The organism is Oscillatoria sp. CS-180 (genome assembly GCF_028330965.1).
GTDB lineage: Bacteria > Cyanobacteriota > Cyanobacteriia > Phormidesmidales > Phormidesmidaceae > Halomicronema.
In genome coordinates, this window is the sequence record NZ_JAQMUB010000052.1 from 112,240 (window position 1) to 137,166 (window position 24,927).

The following is a 24,927-nucleotide window of genomic DNA, read 5'->3' on the forward strand; positions in this document are numbered from 1 at the left end:
GGGTTGGCAGATAGGATCCGGAACCAACCTTCACGACGTCAGTCCTGTCCCTGATAAACACGATAAAGGTTCTACAAACCGCTACTTTCCTCTAGTGAGAATACCCGGACAGTTAATGAAAAACGATATTCCTGCTCATCCTCACACTCATCGAAAGTAGATCTTTAAGAATGGGATTGACGTTAGGCAGGCGGCCATTCAAGAGGAAGATTGCCCAAATGACCGACTCGATAATCATGAAGCAGACTACGGGCTGCACGCTCGCGATCGCCTTGATAGCGAATCTCAGCCATTTGTTGTAAATAAGATTCGCCTGTTTGGTCCGCTAGAGCAATTCCATAGCGATCGTGCAAAGCCTCTATATAAGCTGCATCTGTCGCTTGATTCTCTAAAGATTTGAACAGGTCAACGAGACTAGCAGCAATTCTTTGGTTATCGTAGGCAGCTTGTCCAATGTCATCGCAAATCGCTAGCCTAAGGGCGGCTTTCTGATCCTTTAACTGGGCAGGAAGGATACCAGGGGCATCTAGTAGCTCAAGGTCGTCAGAGATACGAATCCAGCGAAGCTGACGAGTAACGCCAGGCTTACGAGCACTATCAACCACTTTGCGATTCAGTAAACGATTGATGAGAGCCGACTTTCCTACGTTGGGAAAGCCGATAACAACAGCGCGAACTGCTCTGGGACGCATGCCGCGATTCCGTCGCCGTTGGTTCATACTCGTCCCCGCAGACTTAGCCGCTTTGGCAATACCGGCAACCCCCTTTCCCTGTTGAGCATTCGCAAAATAGGGTGTATCGCCCTGATCCCTAAACCAAGTCTCCCAAGCTGTTCTGGCCTGGGCCGAAATCATATCGACTCGATTGACGACGAGAATTTTCTCCTTGCTTCCTACCCAATTGCCAATCTGAGGATGACACGTCGCTAGGGGAATGCGGGCATCTCTTACTTCTAGGATCACATCGACTCGCTTCAACTGCTCTAGCAGAGACCTCTCCGCTTTAGCAATATGGCCGGGGTACCACTGGATAGCAGGTGTCATTGCAAAGAAGGGTCAGTACTAGAAATAAAAAGAAAACCGGTGCGATCGCCCTGATTCAGGCCCCTGGTCTCAAATCTTGAGATATCCGTGAAGAGTCCTGAAAACTGGCAAACTTCAGGAGAGTTCGAACACACAACCTTCACCGACATCGATTCTTGACAATATTGGTGTAGGCCAAGATTGTAACTTGCCAACGCAGTTAATCAGTACTGTGCTCCTATAGGTTTGCTCGCAGACCTACTCTACACAATGCAAATACGAAAGGCATATTCCTTTTTTAGTGGGCTGTAGGCGTTCAAAATGCCCCTTCCAAAAGGAACAGGAGATATTGTTTCACCAAGCTTCAGACCGTGAAAAGAAACGATTATCGATCCCAGCATTAGCGATAAATTATACCCAGAGTTATATCCGGAAAAGGACAAAATCAACTACTATTCTTTACTGGATCTTAAATCTTCATCAATAGTATTGTGTGGATTGATGCTCCTAGCTTTCCAAAAGGAATACAGAAGAATTTATGCCTAAGGAAAGACTGCTATTGATGATTCTTTGACATTTTCTGGAGGACTTTATATGGGTTTTTTAGGTAGGCTGTTTGGGAAAAAAGAGGAAGAGAAGGCAAAAGCTGCGCCTCAGATCTCTGTCGCGAAAGCTGCGAAGGATAATTCAATTCCACCTGAGAAAGTGGGGTTGGACGGTAAGTTTGACGAAAGTGGACTGGCCAAACGTGTCGCTAAAGCCCTAGACGATGCGGGCATTTCCGATGATGTTGGCCTCTGGGTAGCCCAAAAAGGAGACACAGTTGTTCTAAAATATAACCCTGATGCAGAATCTATTCTAGCTCGTGCTGAACAAGTAGCTAAACGCGTGGATGGTGCAGGTGGATGTGAAACGGTACCTAACTCTTAGGCTCTTTTTTATACGGAGCTAAGTGTTTGTAAAGTGTGCAGGTGTTTTCTATTACCTACACACTTTTTTAGTACTGATTCAATAGACTGGCAAAGAAGTTGTTTAGTAAATCCAGTTGTATGAAACAAGCCCAAACCGATTCAAAAATTGCGTTAATTACGCTGAGTTATGCTCCCGATTTTGAACGATGTAAGTTATTAGTTGAATCAGTTGAGCGTTGTCTTACCGATGACGTCCATCACTACATCATCGTTGACCGGCGCGATGTTGCTTTGTTTAAGCCACTCGTCTCTTCTAGGTCGTCATTACGAGTCGTGGAGGATTTGCTTCCATCCTGGATGTTTAGAGTTTCTGGACTCAACAAATGGTGGATGAGTTTACGGACATTGCCCGTCCGAAACTGGATCATGCAGCAACTTGTGAAGATGTCAATATTCGACGCGATTGATGAAGATGTTGCTGTTTTCTGTGATTCGGATAATACCTTCATCCGTCCTGTTGACCTGAGTTCGTATCTTTTGAAAGGCGATCAGGTCGCTTTCCTAAAGGTTGATTATCAAAGTAAAGACATTCAGAAGTGGATCATTGCCTCTCAAAGACTACTAGGACTAGAGAGCGTTCAAATTCAACCCGCCAACTATATTTCAAATCTCATTGCGTGGCGACGAGACAATGTCAAAGCCATGCTCGATCGCATAGAGAAGACTAACAATGTCAGTTGGATGCGTGCTGTTTGTCAGCACCGAACCATTTCTGAATACATGATATACGGCATTTTTGTGGATTATATTTTGGGACTCGAATCTGCCAACCATTTTCTATTTGACACTGAATTAGTAAAGCCCTCATGGTCTATACCCCTATCAACACAATCTGAGGTTGATGACTTTTTTGGGGATCTTAAAGACAGTCATGTGGGCGTAATGATTCATTCTAAAGACGGTATTCCTGTCGAGCGATACCGCGATCAGGTTGAAGCTTTGTGGTCACAATCTACGCAAAAATCCCTCTCCGTATAGATGTTTCCTTCTGGCTTAATGAGATGGCTATATAAGCACAGAAGGAGATGAAATTCTGGAGATACAGCTAAAAGAGCGTGCAATTTCTCTAGTTAATGATTGCGATTGATATGCTTCGATTCTTGTTGGCAATTTTTGTCGAAGTTTCATTCATTTTTTGTTGCTAGAGAATTGAAAGCCTTGGTTTTTGAAAGTTTCAGTGCTACTGATTACTTCAATCGCTCTCGGCTTGGTATACGATAAAGAGCAGCTAGACTAGTGGAAATTTGTGAGTAAATTGCGAAAGCAGATTCGAAGTTGAGCTTTACAGCGTCATGATTTTTATCTAGATTAAAAGTCTTGACGTTCTTTATAAGCTGGCGTTGTCCAGTTAGCCCATCCTCTTCGTTAACAATAGAGGCTTCTTTCAAAGCTTGCTTTCAGCAACTTTTGGGTGCTGTCATCGATGAACGGTAACGATTTATTCTCCAATGGCAATTTTCTCTCGGAAGCTGCGTTGCAGCATCGGCTAGCGCATTGCGAGAAATTGTTGGCTAAGGGGGAATATACCGCCGAGCTTTGGCAGCAGCACGGCTATTATTTAGCGCGACTGGAGCGTTATGCAGAGGCGATCGCCAGCTACAAGAAATCTCTGTTCATCGACCCTCAGGACGCGAAGGCTTGGTGCAATTACGCTAGCGCGTTAGCAGCGGCAGGACAGCCCCAAGAAGCGGTCGATGCCTATGATCATGCACTCAATCTTGCACCTGGCTATACAAATGTTTGGCGGCGACGCGGCAGAGTGCTCTACCAGCTCGGTGAATATACGCAAGCAATTGAGAGCTATGACTACGCCCTAACAATATCACCTGCGGACAGTCGGCTTTGGCATGCCAAGGGATTAGCCGTTTATCGCCTGCAGCAGTATGACGAAGCGATCGCTTGTTTGCATGCTGCGATTGCTCATGCGCCGGGCAATCGCGAAGCCTATCTGGCACTGGCGCGGGTTTTTATTGATTGTCATCGCCATGACGAAGCGCTCTCCTGTGTGCAGCCCTGGATTGTTAGGGGATGGAATGATGCTCGGTTGTTTGACTGTTATGCCTATTTGCTACAGCAGCAAGGACATGATCAAATCGCTTTAGAGTATTTAGAAGAAGCCATCTTCATCAAACCTAAAGACGCTAATTTGTGGTTTCATAAAGGGCTTATTCTCACTCGCTTGAATCAATATCCAGAGGCTCACGATGCGTTTCGAGAAGCACTGAGGAGACAAGCAAATCATGCTGACAGTTGGCTAGCACTAGGCATTGTCCTACGACAATTATCTGAACCAGAAGAGGCGATCGCGGCCTTTGAAAAAGCTTTAGCTATTATTCCAAGTCATCCTTTGGCATTTTTCCACCAGGCAGGTTGCTACGCTGTCTTGGGTCGCCATGAGTGGGCAGAAGAACACCTCAGAAGAGCACTCTCGCTGGATGCTCAGAATTATTTAACGAAAGCTCAGCGCGATCCTGTTCTCAGCTCTTTTGAACCCTCAGAGATGCTCAGCTCTTAGGAGATCTCCAGGAAAGAATTTACCGCTGATAGGGTGTCATGAGCGCAGCGTAATGCACCACAGCCGGGTATTTTTATTTTCAGAACCCCCTTAACGGACAAAGATATAGCCCTGTGCAACTTGGTTAAGTACATCTCAGTGTCTTCAGGGAGCAGGGAATAAGGAACGGGGAATGGGGTGTGCTCGACTCAAATGGATGTCGCTATGTAAGTCCGTCAAGAGTTCTAAGCCGTTAGGGAGCAAGGCAGTAAGGAGCAGATTGCTACCAATGCCCACTGTATACCGCTCAGTTTTCTCATGAAGTGATTAAGAGAGGTTCATTTTGAAGTCAGGTCAGGTTCAGGAAGGCATCGCACTATGGAACTCAAGATGATTGAAGTGATAAATCAATTCAAGGAGTTCAATTATGAAACGCATTGCATTAGCCCTCACCGCTCTGACTGCTGTTTCCATCGCTGTTGTTCCAGCCGCCTATGCTGCTCCTGACTTCGACGAGTTGCGCCGCGAGAACTTAGACAAAGACGCAGTGAACTTCGATGAGTTACGCCGCGAGAACTTGGACAAAGACGCGGTGGCTGAGATTCAAATCAAGGGTATCGATTTCGACGAGTTACGCCGCGAGAACTTAGACAAAGACGCAGTGAACTTCGACGAATTGCGCCGCGAGAACTTGGACAAGGACGCGGTGGCTGAGATTCAAGTCAAGGGTATCGATTTCGACGAGCTACGCCGTGAGAACTTAGACAAGGACGCTAGTGGCTTCGAAGAGCAGCGTCGGATCATCACCAAGTCATAATCTTGGTCCACTGCCCACTTTCCTCTCTACGTATCAGCCTGCTCAACGATTGCAATTGAGCAGGCTTTCTTAGTACAGACTTATTGCACCAATCCTTGAATAACGGCCTTGTGGGTGAGCAGCGACTCTAAAGTGATACGTCCGCCTTTGAGCCCGCGCTGAGCTGACATCCCCAGCGCGATCGCGTTAGCTTGAGCAGCATTCCGCTTAAAGCGGGGAGAAGCATTGACATAGATGGACGCGCTGCGAACCTGGCTAGCAAACTGTACGCTTTCCTGGTAAGAGTTAGTCACGATGCAATCGGCATGACCGTTGCTGTAGCGATTGATCAGAGCGATCGCCGTTGATAGATCAGTCACCCGCGAAACGACAACAGAATAATTAAGCTGTGCTTCCTGCCAAAGTTCCTCCTCCTCAGGAGCAATAAATGGAACGATAGAGGGCACCTCGACATCTATCGGCTTCAAGCCTCGTTCTTGCAGCAATTGGAAAAGCTCATCCATTGCAATTGGAGAGACTCGGTTATCAACCAAAATTTTTTCGATTCCATTGACGGGCTCTGGATTACCTCGACGGCTGTCCAGGACAATCTCAGCAACGACGTCAGCTGGAGCCGTGTGTGCCCAATACAGGTAGCAGTTGGCGATCGCAATCGACAGGCTAGGCGAATTAGCTTCTCTGACCACCTGCTGCACCAAGCTGGCTCGTCCATAGGGGATCAGCAAATCCAGCTCGGTCGTCTGCATTAGCCAGCGACGGGCAGCTTCGCCTTCGCTAGGGGAAATGGTCAGAATTGCAGCTTCGGGTAAAGACACCCGAGCCAACACTGTTTGGAAAACCTCTGCAATCACCTGATTAGTCTGACTGGCTTCGTGACCGCCTTTGAGAATGAGACCGTTTCCTGCCCGCAAGCACAGTCCCGCTGCTACGATGGCAAGCTCGGGTAAGGCTTCGTAAACAAAAGCAATGACGCCCAAGGGTTCGCCTAACAAATAGGAATGAGAAATGGAGGCGATCGCTAGCTGAGAACTGTAAACAGAACTCGTTACCGAATCTAAGTTAGCTAACCTTTCCAAAATGGTAATGGCCGTATTGAGCCGCTCCGGCGTGAGCTTAAGCCACTCAACAACCAGCTCAGGCACTGCCATTTCTAAACTCGCTTCCAAGTCCAGCGTATTGGCTTCCAAGATGGCATCTGTTTCTTCTCGGAAGGTCTGAGTGGCTAAATGAAGGACCTCTGTCACCTTTTCGACCTTCTCTAAGGCCTTGGCTGCGTAGCGGACTTGTCGGATAAGCGCCGATAGCTCGGCCAAAGACTGAACAGAAGTCATTTACATCATCCAGGAAAACAAGAGGACGTCTAGCGACGACAAGAAAGCCAAAAAACAACTAGAAACAGTAGCGCAACAGCCGCAACCGTGAGCAACCGGAGAAACATTCCTAAGCTGTTAGGCGGCTGCAATATCGCCAACAATAGAACAAACATGCCAACCCCAAACAACATGGTTGCCAGGGGTAAGTAGTGATTACTCAAAACAGAGTGGTCAAGACGCCATTGACTGCCCGTCCAATACCACACCCGTTTGTAGGGATAATGGGTCGAAAGCTGCTCCAGCAGATAGCCGTCTTCTTTGATTACGAAGATTTGTTGGCAGCGGTTGCAACCAAACGCTTCGGTCAGCGCAATGGGGACCAGGGTGCCATTGCGACGGCAGGGGCAGGGGTACTCTGCTTGGAGGTCAATCTTTTGAGCTTTTCTAGAGCGCACAGATCGCAATTGTCGAGGATGTCTGAAAATGCATCGGTCTACCCTGTGTGGGGATTCTCACACCATAGCTAACCCCCCATAAGAAGGCAAGAGCGTCGCTTACACGACACATCATATTTGCCTCCTGTCTCAATCATGCCGCTTAAAAATGATTTCCGGAAGCTGTTTAACCAATTCGATCAAATCGTCTGAAGCAGCAGTCGCCAACAGGGAATGAAATACTCAGCCAGCACATTATCAATTTTCCAAAATTCAGCATAGCTATCCCCAGAACAATAGTTGCTGACGAAAACAATCAGCAAGTCTTGAAAGGGCAATGGAGCCTGCTCGGTAAACTGAGCGTCAGTGTACAGAGTGTTAATCACGTTCTGTAGCTGCAAAAGATTGAGCGCAATTTCTGCAAAAAGGCTTTCTTCCGTTTCGATCACCGGTAAGTAGGCCGTGTAATATTCATCGATGAAAATCTGATAAAGCTGAGCGATCGCTCGCTTCAAGTTGACCTCCAAGCGAGGCACCTGGTCAGAGGACAATTGCTGGATGGAGGACTCGGTTAGCAGTGCAATCTCCAGAGGTGAGGTTTTGAGTGGCGACAAGTGAATTTCGAGCAGGGGTTGCAGCACTCGCAGGAACAGAAAGTCGAGGTCTGCCAGACTGAGATCAAGGTTAGCCGGATAATCCGTAAATGCCGATGAGCTCGGCAGCTGATGGGCTGATTCAGGATTCGTCCAGGTGAATTTGAACTCAGCAATATCGGCTACAAGTTCTCCCAATAGATGCGTGAATAAGAGCCCTAGACGCTGACGCACTTCACCATGAAAAAACTGTCTAGCTCGCCCTTCATCGACTAGGACATCAGCGTTGGAAAACTGAAACAGCTCACGGAAGGTGAGAGGGCCTTGAGGCGTATAAGCGGTTTCTTGCAGTCGCAGCGCCTCACCACAATCTGCCAACGTGACATAATCGCTGTCAAACTGGCTGAAGAGGAGTTGCCAGTAGTGCCCCCAGATATCGTGAACCAAAAACATCTCAGCATCTTTTGCAGGTAGGACGCCAATACTTTTAGACAATCTCTGGATAACCTGCTCCGGCGTCACTGAACTGAGAGACGGAGACTGATCCTTGAAGCGATCGCAAACGGTCTGTGCCCACTCCCAGTTAATGCCTGCCGGGTCACAGGGTCCAAATGTTGGAAAGCGTTTGAACTTTTGAAAGCTGAAATCAGAAAGTTTCTGATGCAGGTCTCTCAAGTCAGCCTGATACTCGGGAGCACTCAAATTTCCCCACGCTAGAAAATCTTCTAAGGGTGGAAAGTCTATACAAAAGTGCAGCTGCGTGGGAGTGAAGATGACTGAGAGTCTGTCGGCGTTGACGACAACACCATTGAACAGGTTTTGAAAAAGCAGGGCAAAAGGGTCGATAGGCAGCGGTTCTGGCATATCTGCCGCTAGCCCCACCGATTGTAAAACTGCGTTTATTAACTGGCGCTGCTGAGCAATTTCTGTGTCTACCTGCTTGAGGGTGTGAGCAATATCCTCCATCACCTCTTTAGGCAGTGCAAAGCGATCGCCCATCACCGCTATGCCTGTGGTCGTTTCCCAAACGGGAGGTGTGGGATCAGGGCGATAGCCCGCCAGCGTTGGCGATTCGAAGGTGCCCCGCCAGCCCACACCCCCAACTGCAAAGTAGCGACTGACCAACAGCGTTGATTGCACAAATGCCTGGCGCACCCCTAACGGAATCGATTCAGGTGCACACAAATCCCGACGGATGGGATGGGTGCAAGCCTGCAATTCCTGTTGAAGGGTGCGTAAGCGATCGCGCCGCCGCTGCACCAATGACTCATCCGCCGTACTCGATTCAGCAATCAGAAATCGGGAGAGCGTCAGCGCCTCAGCCATGCGCGATCGCTGAACACCTGTCAAACGTGATGTCATATTCAAGACCGTGCTTTTGTACTACTAGCTGGCAATCCTTTAATCTAGTGATGCCCCGCAACCAATGCCTCACAACGCTCAAAGATTCTAACCTGTACTAACTGAGTTCATGGCAGATAGCGATCGCTAGAAAAACTTTTCTCAATCCTGACTGAGAAAAGTTTTTGGTCACGAAAAATAGCAGTCAATTACCTGTAGGGGATCCAATTTCTCTGGTCAGAGAAGCTCCGCTATCGCAACCGTAAACTTGGATATCGCTCTATGGAGAAATGCTAATTAAATGGTTTCTTCTTAGAAGGAAAAAGGGAATTTTTATAAAACATAGATATAGCTATTGACTTGATAGGACACGATAGCAACAGATCATTTTCAGATTGTTGAACGGATAGTCCAATTCAATGAATTCTCAAATTCCATCTGGGATCAACTGTTATTTCTCGAAAGGAGATGATCCCAGATGCAACCTTGAAAGTAATTGAATCCTTTTTTACTGTTCCGCTTACATCTGCTAAAGCAAGTCCTTGAGCGCAAAGGCTTGAAATACTTTGTGTCAAAAGAATTTGCTTCTGTTTGAGATACTGAGTCATTTGACGAGCCTTTGCAGGTCCGAAGAAGCTCGATAGACGCATTTGGAGTTAATACAATGGCACAAGAAATCGTAAACGTATCCTTGCCTGTTGTTACCAACAAAGTGGAAGAAGTCCTTAGTAATTACACTACGGCCCACTATCAAACAGCTCTCTCGTCTAAAATCTTGCGAGAGAAGCTAGTCGCTTACGTTTTGAGGCGCATGCCAACGTTTTACACGACAGCTGAAACCTCCCATAGCTGCTCCGCTGAAAATCTGACTCACTGCTTTTCGCAAGAGCAGCAGATCATCATGGATGATCTGATTCATGAAGGGATTCAGCATTTGACGGCGCGCCAAGCTCCTTGGGAATCGATCACTCAAGGGGCTCCCCAAAGCTGTGGTTCTTTGCCATCACACTGGTTTGGTTAGAAACCCGTTCTCGTTCCGTTCGGTTCTACACCTAACAAATACGCTGTCCTTCCAGTAGGCTCTACTTATTGGAGTGTGTGCTTGCTGACACACAGCGCCCTCTCAAGGGGTGATTTCAGTAGGGCAGGGAGGCGTTTGTGGATACCGCTAACTACACGAGTTTAAGCGATCTTCTGAGTGATATGGAGTGTTTCTCGGGTTCTTGGAATCAGAGAAATACATCCCGGCAATCTGAACAGCGCTCTCTTCAGGGGGCTGAGGCAGAATGGCGGGCGGCGATCGCAGCGCTCACTGATGTTTTGCCCCATTTACCTCGTCGAACTAGCCGAACAGCTCATCCAGCAGATTTAGCGAAAGGTCTTATTCTGTCAGGACCTCTTCCAGTTCTGAGTGATGCAACGCTCGACCAGCGGTTGGAAAAATGGGTGATTACGCCGCAGCCCATTGCTGATGCCCTACAGGGGCAGAAAACTCTGCTGCCGTCATCCTCAGAATGCCCTGTGGCTGTGAACGTAGGGGAAGCGCTTCAGGTGATTCCTCTGTCCCATGACGATCCCCTACTAACAGAGCGATTTTGTTTAGTGATCACGCCTGCTTTCAGCGTAGGTCTTGTTTTAGGACAACCCACAGGGGCGAGTCCCCGTCTACAATATTCATTCGATCCACAAACTCTATTGTCTCTCTGGCAGCAAATTCAAATTCATGTGTCGCGAGCAGGTGCATTGTCAAGCCTTGATGCATTGGATGAACGTATTACAAAGACGATCGCGGCTCCTGATTATCGAGCGATCGCCCAATTTACGCAGGCTCTACTAGCTCATCTACCCCACCGTACAGACGAGGGTTGGCCTTCTGAGGCATCCTCAGCTCAGGGATCTGAGTTCAGAATTCCAGACAGTAATAGTCATGTTCGGTTTGCTGCTGCCACTGCGTTGGATGGTAACACCGAAACGCCTGCCGAGAAGGATACTGAACTGTTGCAGGCCATGGCCCATGAGATTCGTACACCCTTGACGACAATTCGGACCCTAACGCGATCGCTCTTACGTCGAAAAGATCTCGCTGCCGAAGTTAAGAAACGCCTAGCTCGAATCGATCAGGAATGTACTCAGCAAATTGATCGCTTCAATCTCATTTTTCGCGCCGTTGAGTTAGAAACCGCTGAACGTAATCACCCGCGCTCCTCGTTGACCCCTATTGCCTTGACTCAGATCTTTCAAGATGCCATTCCTCGCTGGCAGCAGCAGGCGCAGCGCCGTAATCTTAATCTAGATGTGACCTTACCGCCTAATTTACCCCGTGTCACGAGTGACCCCACGCTGCTCAATGAAGTTCTGGCAGGGGTTGTTGAGTGGTTTACTCAGTGTTTGCCCCCCCATAGCCACGTCCACATGACCGTCATGCTGGCAGGACATCAGCTGAAGTTACAGTTTGAATCAGAAAATGGCGCTTCTGGTTGTCCCCTCGAAAATGGCTTTGCTAGCAAGCGCCAGTCTGTTAAATCAGTCGGACAGCTGCTGACTATCGTTCCAGAGACGGGAGGCGTGAGCTTGAATTTAGACGTTACGAAGAGCCTGTTCCAGTTCCTTGGAGGTAAGCTCATCCTGCGACAAAAGCCGGAGCAAGGAGATGTTTTGACGGCGTTTCTACCTTTGGATACTCGTGAAATATAACGTGTATTGACAATGAGTTCTTTGAGAGCCTGTCATAGATTGAGGCCATGAGGCAAAATAGGAAAGAAATTTGCTGACAGACTTGCTAGGAAATGACTTACATACGCCGACGTCGTCAAGAAGCCTCATGGATTCAGCGGTGGTCTCGCTGGATCATCGGAGCGATCGCTCTAATGGGCGCCTTAGGAACCGCCTACCTGACTGTCGTTAAGCTCATGGAAGGCGATGTTACCTGTCCGACGGGTGGATGCGATCGCGTCCTCTCCAGCGAATATGCTCGCGTCTTTGGCCAACCTTTAACGCTGTTTGGGTGTCTGGGATACTTGGGAATGGCCACGATGGCACTGTCTCCCTTTGCCATTAATCCAGACAAGAATAAAGATTTACGGCGGAAATTAGAAAACATTACTTGGCCGCTGTTGTTCATGGGCGCAACTGCAATGCTGGTCTTCAGCGCCTATCTGATGTACCTATTGGCGTTTGAAATCAAGGCTCCCTGTCTTTACTGCATTACATCGGCAGTCTTTGCAGCGACGATGTTTGTGGTGACTATCATTGGTCGGCGCTGGGACGATGTGGGGCAGTTAGCCTTCATGGGGGTGATTGTTGCCATGGTGACGCTGATTGGCACCCTAGCCGTCTATGCGCCTATCAATAATCCCCAACTCGCTCAAGAGGGCGGGCCTGGCGAGGTAGGGCCACCGATTTCCACCCAGTCTAGTGAGTCAGAATTGCAGCTTGCTAACCACTTAACTGACATTGATGCCAAGATGTATGGCGCTTGGTGGTGTCCTCATTGCCATGATCAAAAGCAACTCTTTGGACAAGAAGCCGCAAAGGCTATTCCCTACGTTGAATGTGCTGAGGACGGACAGAACTCACAGACGCAGCTCTGTCGTTCAGTGCCTGAGGTCGAAGGGTTCCCGACGTGGGAAGTCAACGGTGAATTTTTCGTGGGTGCCCAATCTCTCGAAACACTGGCGGATGCGTCTGGTTACACCGGTCCGCGCAATTTTCAGAACTAAGGCTCAATTTCCACTACATTCATTAGGCCGATGGAAAATACGACGGCCTGATAGATGACTCTTGAATAGTCTGAAACAGACCCAGTAGTAGGAGTCCTCAGTGCGACACATAGCATTGGGGACTCGTGTTTTGAAAACCTATCCTGCGTAATCGGTTGTGATCGCAACTTCGAGGGTGTCTTCGTCAACGGTGATGTAGAGCTGGTTAGGACGACAACAAACCTGGCAGTCTTCGATGTAGCTCTGTTGGAATCCGCCCGAGAGGTCAATGAAAGTCGTGTTGGATTCACCACAAAATGCACAAATGTAATCGGCTGTAGTCTGCATTGTCAGTTCGAATCGTGAGTTGTAGACCTTTCAAGAGTCTACTAGCTCACCCTCCCAAAAACATCTTGGCAATATCAGGATTTGTCAGAATATTGGGGCCTGTGTCTTCAAAGCGGTTCGCCCCCATGGCTAGCACGTAGCCACGATGAGCCATGCTGAGAGCCTGTTTAGCGTTTTGCTCAACCATTAAGACGCTGATGCCTTGACGATTGATATCTTCGACGATCGCAAATATCTGCTCAACGTAGAGCGGCGATAGCCCCGCTGTCGGTTCGTCTAACAAGAGCAGCTTCGGTTTGACCATCAGTGCTCGCCCCATGGCAACCATTTGTCGCTGTCCTCCAGATAGGGTGCCAGCAGTTTGCGATCGCTTCTGCTTCAAATCGGGGAACAGACCATACACCTCCTCTAGTTGGGAACGAAAGTCATCTTCACGAATAAACGCGCCCATTTCTAGGTTTTCTTGCACGGTCAAGCTAGGAAAGACATTGCTGACCTGAGGGACATAGCAGATACCGGCTTGAACGAGGCGATCAGTTCTTAAGTGAGTGATATCGCGATCGCGCCATAGGATTTCCCCCTGATGGACTTGGGCTAGGCCAAACAGGGATTTCAGCACCGTGGACTTGCCTGCTCCGTTAGGGCCCACAATGACAATAATCTCTCCAACATCGACTGTTAGATTCAGGCCCTTGAGGATATCCACTTCTCCATAGCCGCTGTATAAGTCTCGAATGACTAGAAGGCTCATGCCCAATCCTCTCGCTTTCCCAACAACCCACAGGCCAATGTGCGATGACGATTGGTCTGGTTTTTCACGTTTTCACAGAGGCTTACAAACTACCACTAGACTGCGTTTATCAGAAATTCAAAAAAATTCCTTGCCGTCTTTACCTGCATGGGTACAAAAACGGATAGGTTATGAAGTGGATGTTCTCTACGAACATTCACCCTCGGTAGTGACACGTTTGTTTGGGAAGAGACTATGGCAACTACGTTATACAACCCTGCTGTCAATACAGATATTTTGGCGCTAGGCCAATTAGCGTACGGTCAGATCCCCATATTTCCTTTCTTTCCTTCGCTGCCCCTCTCACTGCAATCTGTCGTATACGTCGACATACCCAATTTATCGAGCGATGCCACTAAATCGGCTAGTGGAACAACCCTAAACACAAATGGGACGGCTTTTGATGATGCCCCGGGTTACAACGCTCTTACCTTCATTCTCAGTGGTGGCAACCTACCCCCTATAGCGCCCTTCAGATTTACAGCAGACGCCAATACCGGATATGCAGGCTACACTAACTACACGATCAACCTAGAGGAAATTGACCCAAATAACCTTGATATCGAATTTCTGAGTAACTTAGACGAGTCGTTGGAATTTGTGAAGGTCAACGATAATTTTCCTGATCTTGATCCAACGCCCGGCTTTACCGTCGCCTTTGATTTAGCCATCTCGGAAGAAGCAAGTGACCCTAACCGAGCAGGCTTTACCGTTATTGCAGTCACGGACGATCCCACGAAAGCCATTGAAATCGGCTTCAAAACTGAGGGCAGCGATCGCGCCTTTGCCCAATCTGCCAACTTTACAGAAGCAGAAAACTCCAGCGCCACGCCCCTCGACTTCAGTGTTAGCAAGACGTATTGGCTTAGCGTTTCAGGTGAGACTTACTCACTCGCTGCAAACGGTGTTGAAATCCTGACGGGCAACCTGCGAGACTACCAGTTCGATCCTACGACTAGCGATCCGCCTTTCCCCGAAGCGGCTAATCCTTACGAGACGCCCAACTTTTTGTTCTGGGGAGATAATACTGACCAGGGATATTCCGAATTCACGCTCGGCAAAATCGAGGTCGTCTCCCTACAAACACCCCTTAGTCCGGCCACCTACGATGACTACATCGCGTCCTATGGCGATTTGATTAGAGCGTTTGGGTATAACCCAGAGGCAGGCAGACTGCACTATTTACAATCCGGCTTTAAAGAGGGGCGAGTCGCTGACCAGTTTGCCGAAGATATCTATCTGGCTTCCCACGGAGACTTGATCAGGGCATTCAGCTATAACCTGGATGCTGCCACCCGGCACTACATTCAGTCGGGTTTTGCAGAGGAGCGATCGCTGAAACTCTTCTTCCCAGAAATCTATCTGGCGGGTTATGAAGACCTGCAAGACGCCTTTGGTAAAGACTTGGCTGCGGCCACTCGCCACTACATTGAATCGGGCTTTCGGGAAGGCCGTGATCCTTTCCTAGGGTTTGATCCTGCTGCCTACATTGCCTCCTATGACGATTTGATTGCCGCCTTTGGCTATGACTTAGAAGCCGGTCGCAATCACTTCTTCCAAACGGGAATCAGCGAAGGCAGAAGCATCACCTTTGAAGCGGCTGACTACATTGCCTCTCATCCCGATCTTATTGAAGCATTTGGCTATGACCTGGAGGCGGGAACCGAGCACTACATTACTTTTGGCAATGGTGAAGGCCGTGCCCGTGACCTGTTTGATGAGGTCGCTTACTTGGGGAAACACAGTGATTTACGAGCTGTTTTCGAACATGATCCTAATGCCGCAACTCGACACTATATCGAGTTTGGCTACGCTGAAGGACGTGAGATATTCTGTTAGCTGTGTTGAACAGGTATACTCATTGTCGAACCCACATGGCGTTAGACATGATTATCGAGAAGGTCAGCTCATGGGGAAATTCGCTTGGCATTCCGCTGCCACCCGCGATCGCCTCCCAAACTGGTATCAAAGAGGGAGCGATGATTTCGATTACAGTGGAAGCTGATCGAATCGTCATTGCTCCTGCCAAGTCTCATCACACACTTGAAAGCCTGCTAGCCACAGCTAATTCAGCGCTACAGCCAGGTGAGGTTGACTTTGGCGCTGCTATCGGGGAGGAACATTGGTGACCGCCGAAGACCGGACCCTTGATCGGGGAGACATTATCCAGATTGACGGCAGCTTACAAATTGGGGAAGGCCCCTTAGACCGCCATTTTGCCATCGTGATTTCGCCCCTCATTTATAATCGCATCTCCAAACTCATGCTGGTTTGTCCTGTGGTCAGCTCTCAAAAGGGGTGGCCTTTTGAAGTGCCCTTACCAGAATCGATGGAGACCTACGGGGTTGTCCTGGTCGATCAGCTGAGGACGGTGGATCGAGAGGCTAGAAAAGTCGCGTTTGTAGAATCGGCCACGCCTGAACTCATGATGGAGGTCATCGGTCGCCTGGAGACCTTGGTGACATGACCGATGAACAGGCTGCTGGGATAGACATGGCACAGGGTGGACTGGGATGAGTGGATTGGCGGCAAAGGCGATCGCCTCAGTGCAGCGGTATCGACAACAAGCAGTGGGGCTATTGCTGTACCAGTCAGTATTAGAGACCCCGGTTAGTCAAGCCCTCTTGTCGCTGCTGGATGCCCTTTGCCGGGAGGACTCTGCTGAATGTCTGATTGCCTATGGCGTTTGGTTTCGAACACTGGCAGAACGTCAACAAACCTGGCAAGCTCACCTGATCGAACAGATCCTCCAGTCCGAAAATCCCTTTTCGCAGCAGGCACAGCGTTTGCCCGTTCAAGAGTTACCAACCGCGTTGCTCAATGCCGCGCGCAGTGATTTACGGCGACTCCAAACGCTATTCACGTGCCAAAGCAGTCAGCTTAGCCAGTGGGTGCAAACGGTCTGCCAGATCCCCGACGCTCCTGTGATTTGGTACTTAGAGGATGAACCTGCGCCCGACCTTACATTCGTCACCCTTCCTGACTGGCAAGAAGGGCTAGTGGAGCTGGCAACCCTTTATCGTCAGCGAGGCGCTGGCATTGTAGGACAGTATCAGGTCTTTCGTTGGCGGCACAATTCTCTAGACGGCGTGCCCCATCCCGACCCAGTTCGTCTCGCTGATTTAGCCGCCTATGGTGATCCTAGAAAGCGGCTTCTACACAACACTCAGTTTTTACTGGCGGGATATCCCGCGCTCCACGTTTTGCTGTACGGCAGTCGAGGCTCCGGCAAATCCTCTCTGGTGAAAGCACTGGTTAACGAGTATGGCGATCGCGGCCTTCGCTTAATTCAGGTAGACAAAGCTGAGATGATTCACCTGCCTGCGGTCGTGGAGCGGGTCAGAGATCTGCCCCAAAAGTTCATCATTTTTGTGGACGATCTGTCTTTTGAGGAGGACGATGATGCCTTTAAAGCGCTCAAGGTTGTTTTAGAAGGCAATGTGACGGCACGCGCTACCAATACGGTTGTGTACGCGACCTCCAACCGACGGCATTTGGTGCGGGAGTACTTTGCGGATCGGCCTCGCCCCAGCGATCAAGACGAAATTCAATCCTGGGATACTGTTCAGGAAAAGCTGTCGTTTAGCGATCGCTTTGGCCTGACGCTAACCTTTGAAGCGGCGGATCAAAAAACCTATTTGGCGATCGTTCAGCACCTTGCAGCCAATGCCAAGCTGACTATCGATCCCGAAGATCTCAAGTACAGAGCCTTGCAGTGGGCGACTCGTCACAATGGGCGATCAGGACGCACAGCCCGCCAGTTCATTGATTTCCTCACGGCTGAACTCGCTACGGCAGAGAGCTAGCAAGTTCTCAACGCGACTCATACAGGGGTAATGTCCTCACCTTTGGATAATGGCAGCTCCATAAGCTGTTACGTCAAAATAAAGACAGAAACAATTTGACACATTTCGCATCATGGCAACCCGCTCCACGTTTGTTTATTCAGCGGCAGCCGTTCGTCGATTAATGGGGCTGCCCAGTTCTGTTCCCGTTCAGATTCGAGAGTTTTTGGATGTTATTTGGGTTTGGGTGAAAGGCGATCGCCCCACGTTCATTTCCAAAACTGACTTTAAGCACCACTTTGTTGAGCGTCGGAAAGAAGATGCCCGCGAGCTAGAAGTGACTGATTGGCTACGCGATCCGCCTCGTTACACAGTCACTAACCCAAACAGCGGTTCCCAGCACGTGGTTTCAGAATATGCTGATCGCCTCGATTGCGACTGCGAAGACTATCGTTGGCAGCAGCAGTTTATTGGTCGAGGCTGTTGCAAGCATGGCTACGCCGTACTTCAATACTTAGGTTTCGATTCACTGAAGACTTTTGTCGAGGCAGGCACTACGGGTTTACAGACTACTCTGGTGCTTCCTACGCGATGAGGTGCACTGAATTCAATGGGTATCCCCTATTGGTGTAACCCGAAACGAGGCATCGTCTCACTAATTTTTTGCCGCTGTAGCCGCTAGCTGTTTTGAACGCTTTTAACGTCCTCGTGAAGATCAGCTTCGGCCTTATTCTTGCCCTTGCATCATTGCTTACTGCTGCTCGTTACTATACAGAAGCAACTCCTTCAGGGTGTTTGACGGCAGATTTTTCTGACTGCAAGCTCTCCATCAGCTGCAACAGTTCTCGTTCAAAAGCGACTTGAGCGCGGTTAGTACGTCCGCCCACGAAAAACTGCCCATCTGCCTCCAGTGCCCAGACTTGTGAGTGGGAAATGTAGCTCATCAAAACACCTACCATGAGGAGTCCGAAACCAAGATAAACCGCAGGAATACCAGGGTCAGCTTTAATTTGCAGCCCCGTGCTGCCGACAATATCAACGATGGCTAGGCGAATACCATTCACCTCAGTTGCCATGCCCTTTCTAACCGTAGAGATTAACTGTCCCTCTGTGTTGTAGACCAGGAGCATGCCTTGTAAGTCTGTTGCCACCAGCGAGACACCTTCGCTCAGGTCGGGCTTAATGGGCAGCCAGGTCCCCCAAATGCGGGACTTGCCCTCGGTCTCAAGCTGGCCCATTGGGACTTCCAAAACTGGGCTGTTGTTGAGCTTCACTTTGACGCTAGCGATGCCCCAATCGGCCTGATACAGCGTTACGCCCTTGTACCGCATGGGTTCATTGACGTGGATCGTTTTCTGCTTGACCTCTTCTCCAGACTCGTTGATCACCGATAGATCCGAATAGAACTGATCAATGACGCCTTCAGTGGTGTAGTCAATCCAGAAATCGTTGACGCGCACGGCCCAATCTTTGGGGATCTGTGCCGCTGCCCAAGGCCCCGCATCGAAGATATTGCGGATCTGAAACACCTGACCGCTGGGAACTATCTCCTGAGCGAAGAATCCCGTCATTGCCCCATAAATGGCACCCGCCAGGATGATCAACATACTGGCATGGACCACAATGGGACCAATTCTGCCAGAAATTCCCTTTTGGGCATAGAGTGCCTGATCGCGCTGAAAAACCTGATAGCCCCGCTGCTCTAATAGCGGTGTCATGGTCTCTAAGCTACCTTCATCCAACGCTGCACTCAGCGCCAACTTATTGAACTGCCGAGGCTTGGTGTAGAAGTTCCAGGTTCTGGAAAACCAGCGCAGCGCAGTGATTTGTCGGGTAAAGGTACAAGCCGTCAGACTCGCCCCAAACAGAATCAGAATCGCTAGATACCACCAAGTGCGATAGACGTGATCCAGTCCGGTGATGAGAACAAACTTCCAATCTAGAAAGCCAAATAGCGCCGGATCTTCAGGGTAATTAGCTTGATAAAACGCCACCGTTTGCCCTTGCTCAATCACAGTGCCCAAAATACTGGTCACTGCGATGGTCAAGAGTAGGGCGATCGCTAGCCGCAAATCCGCTAGCAAAGGCAGCAATTCTCGTTTGAAATATCGCTGCATCCAGCGACCCAGAGATTTAGTGTTTAAGGCAGCCATGTCAATTTTTAGTTGCGCTTCCCTACGCCACTTCAGCGCAGACATCCAAGCGTTGTTTATTGATCTTTATTTCTCAAGATCAATTCTAATCTGATTAACAACCTTTCCTAGGGCGCGTCATCAGTTAACGCTAGAGGCTTTGTGGAATAAGCATTGCTGTGCCCGCCCCAGATTTATCAACTAGGGGCTGAAACGCTCATTGCTGACGCCATTGTGGATATAAATGATGACAGCGCTCCATCCCTACACCAACTGACTCGGAACGAGTCGGAGCAGCAAAGAGAATACTCCAAATCCCACCAGTAAAATTCCACTGGCCGGGGTGATCCAGCCTGACCAGCGACGAATCTCTAAAAACCGTTTAATCGTTGCAGTAAAGCTTCCAGCAATCACTAGCGGAGAGACATAACCGACTGTGTAGGCCAGCAACAGCGCCGCGCCCAGAACTGGGTCGCCCGTTGTCGAGATCCAGGCCAGTATCGTTGCCAGAACAGGAGTGCTACAAGGAGAGGCGACCAAGCCAAACGTTAGTCCCAGCAGGTAGCTTTTAAGGGCTAGCGGTAGTCCCTCATTAAGGAAATCGGTGTTACCGATGCTGGGCATGGGGAGCGGCAGAGCCTCCAGCAGATTCAGCCCCATCAAAATTGCCAGCACGCTCACAATAATTGGCAGACCCACGCCAACTTGTCCGTAAACGCGACCGATCGCCCCAGCAATCAAGCCCAGCGCTGCTAACGTCGTCGCTAGCCCTAGAGCAAACCAAGAGGACTGAGCGATCGCCTGAAACCGTCCTTTGGCCTCATACCCACCCATGTAGCCCACCATAATGGGCAGCATCGACAGGGTGCAGGGAGTGAGACTGGTGAGCAATCCGGCGAGCCAAACCACGCCCAAACTAACAACCGAGATGCTGGTCAACTGTTGGGAGACTAGGGTGTTGGCATATTGGCTAACTTCATAGAGGGTGGTTTGAAGCGTTTCAAACATGTGAATTGAGTTGATGGCTGTTGGGGCGATCGCCCAGTTTATTTTTTAATACTCAGATCTTGCAGTTGTCCCGACATTGCTTGGTCTGCCCCCCCCTGCCCTCCAAATTTGGGTGGTTCTGAGATCGAAGTCCCCTAGAATTGGGGGATTTAGGGGGCAAATGCAGGATGCTGATGTACTAATGCAAGATCTCAGTAATACTCATTCTACTGGGGGTTGGTGGATTGGATGTGGACCTGTCTTGCTCGCGATGTGATCGCCTTTGCAGGTGGGGTCCCTTATCAAATCCCTGTGTTGTCTTTAATCTACAAGGCTTTAATCAAGAAAAATCAAGCTGTCAACTCAAAGGAAACGGTTCTCCAGAGGTCCAAAAAACCTGTAATAAGCTTCGGGGAATAGGGTTCTACTAGCTTATGACGTCTGATTTCTGACTTCTGGATTCCGAATTCTAACGCTTTCATCACCAACATTTTCCGACCTAAATGACGCGCTTCAATTAGGACAAACCACAGTGTTAAGCTAAAAAACCGACTCTTTAACGACTCGTTGAGTCAAGGTGCAATTGGGAAGCGAATGGGACAATACACAATTCAACGACGAGCAGCTTTGCTGGGAATGCTCGTCGGGGTGATGATGGCAGCCTGCCAAAGCACACCGGAAGCCTCGACAACCGACGCCGAAGAAACAACAGCAGCCACAGAATCCCCTTTAATAGTCGGCTCTATTCCTGACCAGGATCCTGAGAAGGTGCAGCGCCAGGCAGAAAAGTTGGCGGCGTACTTGAGCGAGGAACTGGGGGTTCCCGTGGAGTATCAGCCCGTGACGGACTATGCCGCTGCGGTGACTGCTTTCAGGGTTGGGGATCTAGATTTAGTTTGGTTCGGAGCGTTGACAGGGGTGCAGGCACGCCTTCAGGTTGAGGGCGCAGCGGCGATCGCCCAGCGAGACATTGATGAGCAGTTCACCAGTGTCTTTGTCGCTAATACCGCTAGCGGCATCGAACCTTTCGAGAACACCAGCGATCTGGCTGTGTTGAAGGAACGCACCTTTACCTTCGGCAGCGAATCTTCTACATCAGGACGGCTGATGCCTCAATACTTCATTCAGCAGGCTAACGTGACGCTGGATGACTTCAAAGGGGAAGTAGGCTTTTCTGGCAACCACGACGCCACGATCAAACTTGTAGAAGCGGGCACCTATGAAGTTGGCGCCCTGAATTCTGAGGTGTGGGAGTCACGTTTGGCCGAAGGCGAAATCGCAACTGATCAAGTGCAGCTTATTTGGGAAACGCCTCCTTATTACAACTATCACTGGGTAATTCATCCCGAGGTAGAGGCCCGTTATGGGGACGGCTTTATGGACCAGGTGCAGGCGGCTTTGGTGGGATTAGATGCTGGGGATGCTGACGAGCAAGAAATCTTGGACCTATTTAGCGCGACCCAGTTTATTCCCACACAGAATGAGAATTATCAGCAGATTGAGGTGATCGGTCGGGAGCTCGGCAAAATTCAGTGATGGGAGAAGCCGTATTTCAGCTGCATCAAGTAACGCATCGGTTTGGTGAACTCACTGTTTTGACTGACCTCACGTTTACGGTACAGCCAGGAGAGCGAGTTGGACTGATTGGTCCCAGTGGCGCGGGCAAGAGTACGCTACTGAGTCTGCTTAACGGCAGTCTGTTGCCTAGTCAGGGCACAGTGCAAGTGCTGGGTCAGGATCTCAGTGAGCTGCAAGGGCAAGAGCGACGACGGCTACAGCGACAAGTGGGAACCGTGTATCAACAGCACCACCTAGCCAACAATCTGGCAGTGATTCACAACGTCAATGCTGGACAGCTCGGCCGTTGGTCATTGGCCAGAGCGGCTTGGTCTCTGCTCTGGCCCCAGGATGTTGAAACGGCTGTGCAGGCGTTGACCCAAGTGGGCATCCCTGAAAAACTCTATGCTCGAACGAATCGACTGTCGGGAGGACAACAGCAGCGGGTGGCGATCGCCCGTGTCTTGGTCCAAAATCCAACGGCTATTTTGGCAGATGAGCCAATTTCCAGCCTTGATCCTGCTCGCTCCCACGACCTCATGGCTCTGCTCTGTCGCTTAACGGAAACCACTAGCAAAACTCTAGTCGTCAGCCTGCACGACATCGAGTACGCCTTTCAGTACTGCACCCGACTGATTGGTCTACGGCAGGGCCAGATCTGCTTTGATGCCCATCCAGAGCAAATGGACACCGCCCGCATTGATGCTCTCTATGCGCTCTCTGCTTAACGGATAGCCAATCCCCGGCTCTAAATCAGCGAAAACGCTAGAGTCCATCTTGACCTCGAAGCCAAAATCCAAAAGTCGAAAAGCCAAAATTGGTGTAAGCTCCGTGACTCCTTCTTTGCCAACAACCCTTTCCAAACGACCTCCTTGGCGGTGGAGCAGTGTGGGGTGGTGGGGACTAAGCTTGGGGGCAATCGCTACCTCTTTCTATCAGGCCGGCATTGGCCGTCCCGATGCTGAAGTCTTCAACAGCGGTGGGCTGAGGCAGTTTGCAGAATTTTGGCTCGGTGCACTCCAGCCTGACCTCAGTGCCGAATTTCTCAACATCATTGTCCGTGCCACTGTCGTGACCCTGGCCTATGCCGTATGCGGTACAACGCTGAGCGTTGGACTAGGCTTCGTCGGCGGGATATTGATTTCCAAGTGCTGGTGGCAAACGATATTTCCTGAACAAACGCGAGAGCGCTGGCTGGGAACTGCTATTTGGTGGTCATTGCGGGGATTGTTGGCCTTTCCCAGAGCGATTCATGAACTCATCTGGGGGCTATTTTTTCTCAATATCTTGGGTTTAGATCCCCTCGTTGCTGTGTTGGCGATCGCCCTACCCTTTACGGCGATTGTGGCTAAGGTCTTTTCAGAAATTCTGGACGAGACACCCCAAGAGCCGCTTCAGAACTTGCTCAACAGTGGCGTTCCACCGCTGACGGCGTGGCTGTATGGCCTGCTGCCTCAAGCGTTGCCCAATCTGCTGTCCTACAGCACCTATCGGTTTGAATGCTCGTTGAGATCAGCGGCAGTTTTGGGAGTGATTGGTGCTGGTGGGCTGGGGTATGAAATTTTGCTCAGCTTACAGTCCCTTCGCTACGACCAATTGTGGACTGGGTTCTATGCTCTGATCGTGCTGAATGGAATGGTGGATCTAGGGAGCGGCTGGATACGGCAACAGATGGGATTTACCAGTCGCTTGGATATCAATCAACCTCGTCGTCAATCAGCAGAACATGAAACCCTTTCGCGATCGCGATTGCGTCCCTGGCGTTTCAAGGCCACAATGCTTGGCATGGGGACCGTAATCCCTCTGTGCTTTTGGGCTATTGACATGGATTGGTCTCGCCTTTGGGCACCCCGGACGCGAATGCTGCTTCAGGACGTGATTGTTGCCGCGACGCCCCACTGGCCTGGAGGAGAAACGCTCAGCAACCTTCTACAGCTATCGGTGTTGACCTTGTCTATGTCGATTGTGGCGATCGTGATCGCAGGACTTAGCAGCATCCTGGCCTCTTTCCCAGCTGCACGGACTTTCCTGCTGCCAGGAGGCTGGTGTCGTCCTCTAGCTCGTCCACCTCAAGGCTCAAGGCTCAAGGCTCAAGGCAGAAGTGAGTTCAATCGTTCTAGCAACCCTGGCATTCCGTTGGCCTGGACAGGACTGATCATGACTCGTTTGCTGCTGCTCGTCAGTCGTGCTGTGCCTGCCCCCATCTGGGCATTGGTGTTTCTATTTGTGCTGTTTCCCGGCATTTTGCCTGGAGCACTGGCGCTGGCGGTACATAATTTCGGCATTTTGGGGCGCTTAATGGCTGAGGTCAACGAAAATGTGGACGATCGCCCAGCGCGATCGCTTCATGCGCTGGGGGCCTCTCCTGGACAGGTCATCCTTTACGGCATCCTGCCGCAAAACCTAGGTAGCTTTTTGGCCTATATCCTCTATCGCTGGGAGGTCTGTATGCGAGAAACCGTGATTGTGGGCTTAGTCGGCGCAGGCGGACTAGGCCGCTTGATGACAGAACAGCTGAGTAGCTTTGACTATGCTGGACTGGTTCTGACTCTAGGGTGTTTTATCGTCCTCACCTTTGGTGTAGACATGGTAAGCCAACAAATGCGGGCTACTTTACGGAGCGGCTGAGCGAAAGATTTCGGCCT

23 protein-coding genes are annotated in these 24,927 nt (G+C 49.9%); 15 read left to right on the plus strand and 8 right to left on the minus strand.

Annotated features, from left to right (window positions below; all coding sequences use genetic code 11):
* Positions 1 to 182: 182 nt before the first annotated feature.
* Entirely contained in the window at positions 183 to 1,043 is an 861-nt protein-coding gene (gene ylqF / locus PN498_RS12895; RefSeq protein WP_272063208.1) for a ribosome biogenesis GTPase YlqF, read from the minus strand.
* Between the two features lie 573 nt (positions 1,044 to 1,616).
* Here ylqF and PN498_RS12900 point away from each other — a divergent pair.
* From PN498_RS12900 to PN498_RS12915, 4 genes are all read left to right on the plus strand, one after another.
* Positions 1,617 to 1,952 carry a hypothetical protein gene (locus PN498_RS12900; protein ID WP_272063209.1) on the plus strand — a complete coding sequence of 112 codons (336 nt, stop codon included), beginning with the start codon at positions 1,617 to 1,619 and terminating at the stop codon, positions 1,950 to 1,952.
* 119 nt (positions 1,953 to 2,071) lie between these two features.
* A complete protein-coding gene (locus PN498_RS12905; protein WP_272063210.1) occupies positions 2,072 to 2,971 on the plus strand; it encodes a DUF6492 family protein in 900 nt (299 codons plus the stop codon).
* Between the two features lie 433 nt (positions 2,972 to 3,404).
* Complete coding sequence (locus PN498_RS12910) at positions 3,405 to 4,508, plus strand: tetratricopeptide repeat protein (RefSeq protein WP_272063211.1); 1,104 nt, start codon at positions 3,405 to 3,407, stop codon at positions 4,506 to 4,508.
* Between the two features lie 406 nt (positions 4,509 to 4,914).
* Positions 4,915 to 5,304 carry a hypothetical protein gene (locus tag PN498_RS12915; protein WP_272063212.1) on the plus strand — a complete coding sequence of 130 codons (390 nt, stop codon included), beginning with the start codon at positions 4,915 to 4,917 and terminating at the stop codon, positions 5,302 to 5,304.
* 80 nt (positions 5,305 to 5,384) lie between these two features.
* Here PN498_RS12915 and PN498_RS12920 read toward each other — a convergent pair whose 3' ends face one another.
* The 3 genes from PN498_RS12920 to PN498_RS12930 all read right to left on the minus strand — a co-directional run bounded on the left by PN498_RS12920 (position 5,385) and on the right by PN498_RS12930 (position 9,006).
* Positions 5,385 to 6,635 (minus strand): gamma-glutamyl-phosphate reductase, encoded by a 1,251-nt coding sequence (locus PN498_RS12920; protein WP_272063213.1) that lies wholly within the window; start codon positions 6,633 to 6,635, stop codon positions 5,385 to 5,387.
* Positions 6,636 to 6,664: 29 nt separating this feature from the next.
* A complete protein-coding gene (locus tag PN498_RS12925) occupies positions 6,665 to 7,072 on the minus strand; it encodes a hypothetical protein (RefSeq protein WP_272063214.1) in 408 nt (135 codons plus the stop codon).
* A 179-nt stretch (positions 7,073 to 7,251) separates the two neighbouring features.
* A complete protein-coding gene (locus PN498_RS12930; protein ID WP_272063215.1) occupies positions 7,252 to 9,006 on the minus strand; it encodes a hypothetical protein in 1,755 nt (584 codons plus the stop codon).
* Between the two features lie 643 nt (positions 9,007 to 9,649).
* Between PN498_RS12930 and PN498_RS12935 the strand changes: the two genes are divergently transcribed.
* The 3 genes from PN498_RS12935 to PN498_RS12945 all read left to right on the plus strand — a co-directional run bounded on the left by PN498_RS12935 (position 9,650) and on the right by PN498_RS12945 (position 12,704).
* A complete protein-coding gene (locus tag PN498_RS12935; RefSeq protein WP_272063216.1) occupies positions 9,650 to 10,006 on the plus strand; it encodes a hypothetical protein in 357 nt (118 codons plus the stop codon).
* Between the two features lie 137 nt (positions 10,007 to 10,143).
* Positions 10,144 to 11,679, plus strand: coding sequence for a sensor histidine kinase (locus tag PN498_RS12940; RefSeq protein WP_272063217.1), 1,536 nt, complete (start codon positions 10,144 to 10,146; stop codon positions 11,677 to 11,679).
* Positions 11,680 to 11,771: 92 nt separating this feature from the next.
* The gene (locus PN498_RS12945) at positions 11,772 to 12,704 is read left to right on the plus strand and encodes a vitamin K epoxide reductase family protein (RefSeq protein WP_272063218.1); all 933 of its coding nucleotides are present in this window, start codon (positions 11,772 to 11,774) and stop codon (positions 12,702 to 12,704) included.
* Positions 12,705 to 12,842: 138 nt separating this feature from the next.
* Here PN498_RS12945 and PN498_RS12950 read toward each other — a convergent pair whose 3' ends face one another.
* The gene (locus tag PN498_RS12950; protein WP_272063219.1) at positions 12,843 to 13,031 is read right to left on the minus strand and encodes a CPXCG motif-containing cysteine-rich protein; all 189 of its coding nucleotides are present in this window, start codon (positions 13,029 to 13,031) and stop codon (positions 12,843 to 12,845) included.
* A gap of 46 nt (positions 13,032 to 13,077) precedes the next feature.
* On the minus strand, positions 13,078 to 13,782 hold the full coding sequence (locus PN498_RS12955) for an ABC transporter ATP-binding protein (RefSeq protein ID WP_272063220.1): 705 nt from the start codon (positions 13,780 to 13,782) through the stop codon (positions 13,078 to 13,080).
* A 234-nt stretch (positions 13,783 to 14,016) separates the two neighbouring features.
* On the opposite strand from PN498_RS12955, the gene PN498_RS12960 reads away from it, so the two are divergent.
* The 5 genes from PN498_RS12960 (at position 14,017) to PN498_RS12980 (ending at position 18,201) form a co-directional block, all read left to right on the plus strand.
* A complete protein-coding gene (locus PN498_RS12960) occupies positions 14,017 to 15,660 on the plus strand; it encodes a choice-of-anchor Y domain-containing protein (protein WP_272063221.1) in 1,644 nt (547 codons plus the stop codon).
* A 35-nt stretch (positions 15,661 to 15,695) separates the two neighbouring features.
* Entirely contained in the window at positions 15,696 to 15,950 is a 255-nt protein-coding gene (locus PN498_RS12965; RefSeq protein WP_272063222.1) for an AbrB/MazE/SpoVT family DNA-binding domain-containing protein, read from the plus strand.
* Entirely contained in the window at positions 15,947 to 16,288 is a 342-nt protein-coding gene (locus tag PN498_RS12970) for a type II toxin-antitoxin system PemK/MazF family toxin (protein WP_272063223.1), read from the plus strand. Before PN498_RS12965 ends, PN498_RS12970 begins: the two co-directional genes overlap by 4 nt.
* Before the next feature lie 46 nt (positions 16,289 to 16,334).
* Positions 16,335 to 17,627, plus strand: a complete 1,293-nt coding sequence (locus PN498_RS12975) for an ATP-binding protein (RefSeq protein ID WP_272063224.1) — start codon at positions 16,335 to 16,337, stop codon at positions 17,625 to 17,627.
* A 112-nt stretch (positions 17,628 to 17,739) separates the two neighbouring features.
* Positions 17,740 to 18,201 carry an SWIM zinc finger family protein gene (locus PN498_RS12980; RefSeq protein WP_272063225.1) on the plus strand — a complete coding sequence of 154 codons (462 nt, stop codon included), beginning with the start codon at positions 17,740 to 17,742 and terminating at the stop codon, positions 18,199 to 18,201.
* Between the two features lie 172 nt (positions 18,202 to 18,373).
* On the opposite strand, the gene PN498_RS12985 is transcribed toward PN498_RS12980, so the two are convergent.
* A complete protein-coding gene (locus PN498_RS12985; protein WP_272063226.1) occupies positions 18,374 to 19,759 on the minus strand; it encodes a cytochrome c biogenesis protein in 1,386 nt (461 codons plus the stop codon).
* A 243-nt stretch (positions 19,760 to 20,002) separates the two neighbouring features.
* On the minus strand, positions 20,003 to 20,746 hold the full coding sequence (locus PN498_RS12990; RefSeq protein ID WP_272063227.1) for a cytochrome c biogenesis protein CcdA: 744 nt from the start codon (positions 20,744 to 20,746) through the stop codon (positions 20,003 to 20,005).
* A gap of 573 nt (positions 20,747 to 21,319) precedes the next feature.
* Here PN498_RS12990 and PN498_RS12995 point away from each other — a divergent pair.
* The 3 genes from PN498_RS12995 (at position 21,320) to PN498_RS13005 (ending at position 24,910) form a co-directional block, all read left to right on the plus strand.
* Positions 21,320 to 22,261 (plus strand): putative selenate ABC transporter substrate-binding protein, encoded by a 942-nt coding sequence (locus PN498_RS12995; protein WP_272063228.1) that lies wholly within the window; start codon positions 21,320 to 21,322, stop codon positions 22,259 to 22,261.
* The gene (locus tag PN498_RS13000) at positions 22,261 to 23,010 is read left to right on the plus strand and encodes a phosphonate ABC transporter ATP-binding protein (RefSeq protein WP_272063229.1); all 750 of its coding nucleotides are present in this window, start codon (positions 22,261 to 22,263) and stop codon (positions 23,008 to 23,010) included. Before PN498_RS12995 ends, PN498_RS13000 begins: the two co-directional genes overlap by 1 nt.
* 103 nt (positions 23,011 to 23,113) lie before the next feature.
* The gene (locus tag PN498_RS13005; protein ID WP_272063230.1) at positions 23,114 to 24,910 is read left to right on the plus strand and encodes a PhnE/PtxC family ABC transporter permease; all 1,797 of its coding nucleotides are present in this window, start codon (positions 23,114 to 23,116) and stop codon (positions 24,908 to 24,910) included.
* Positions 24,911 to 24,927 lie beyond the last annotated feature (17 nt).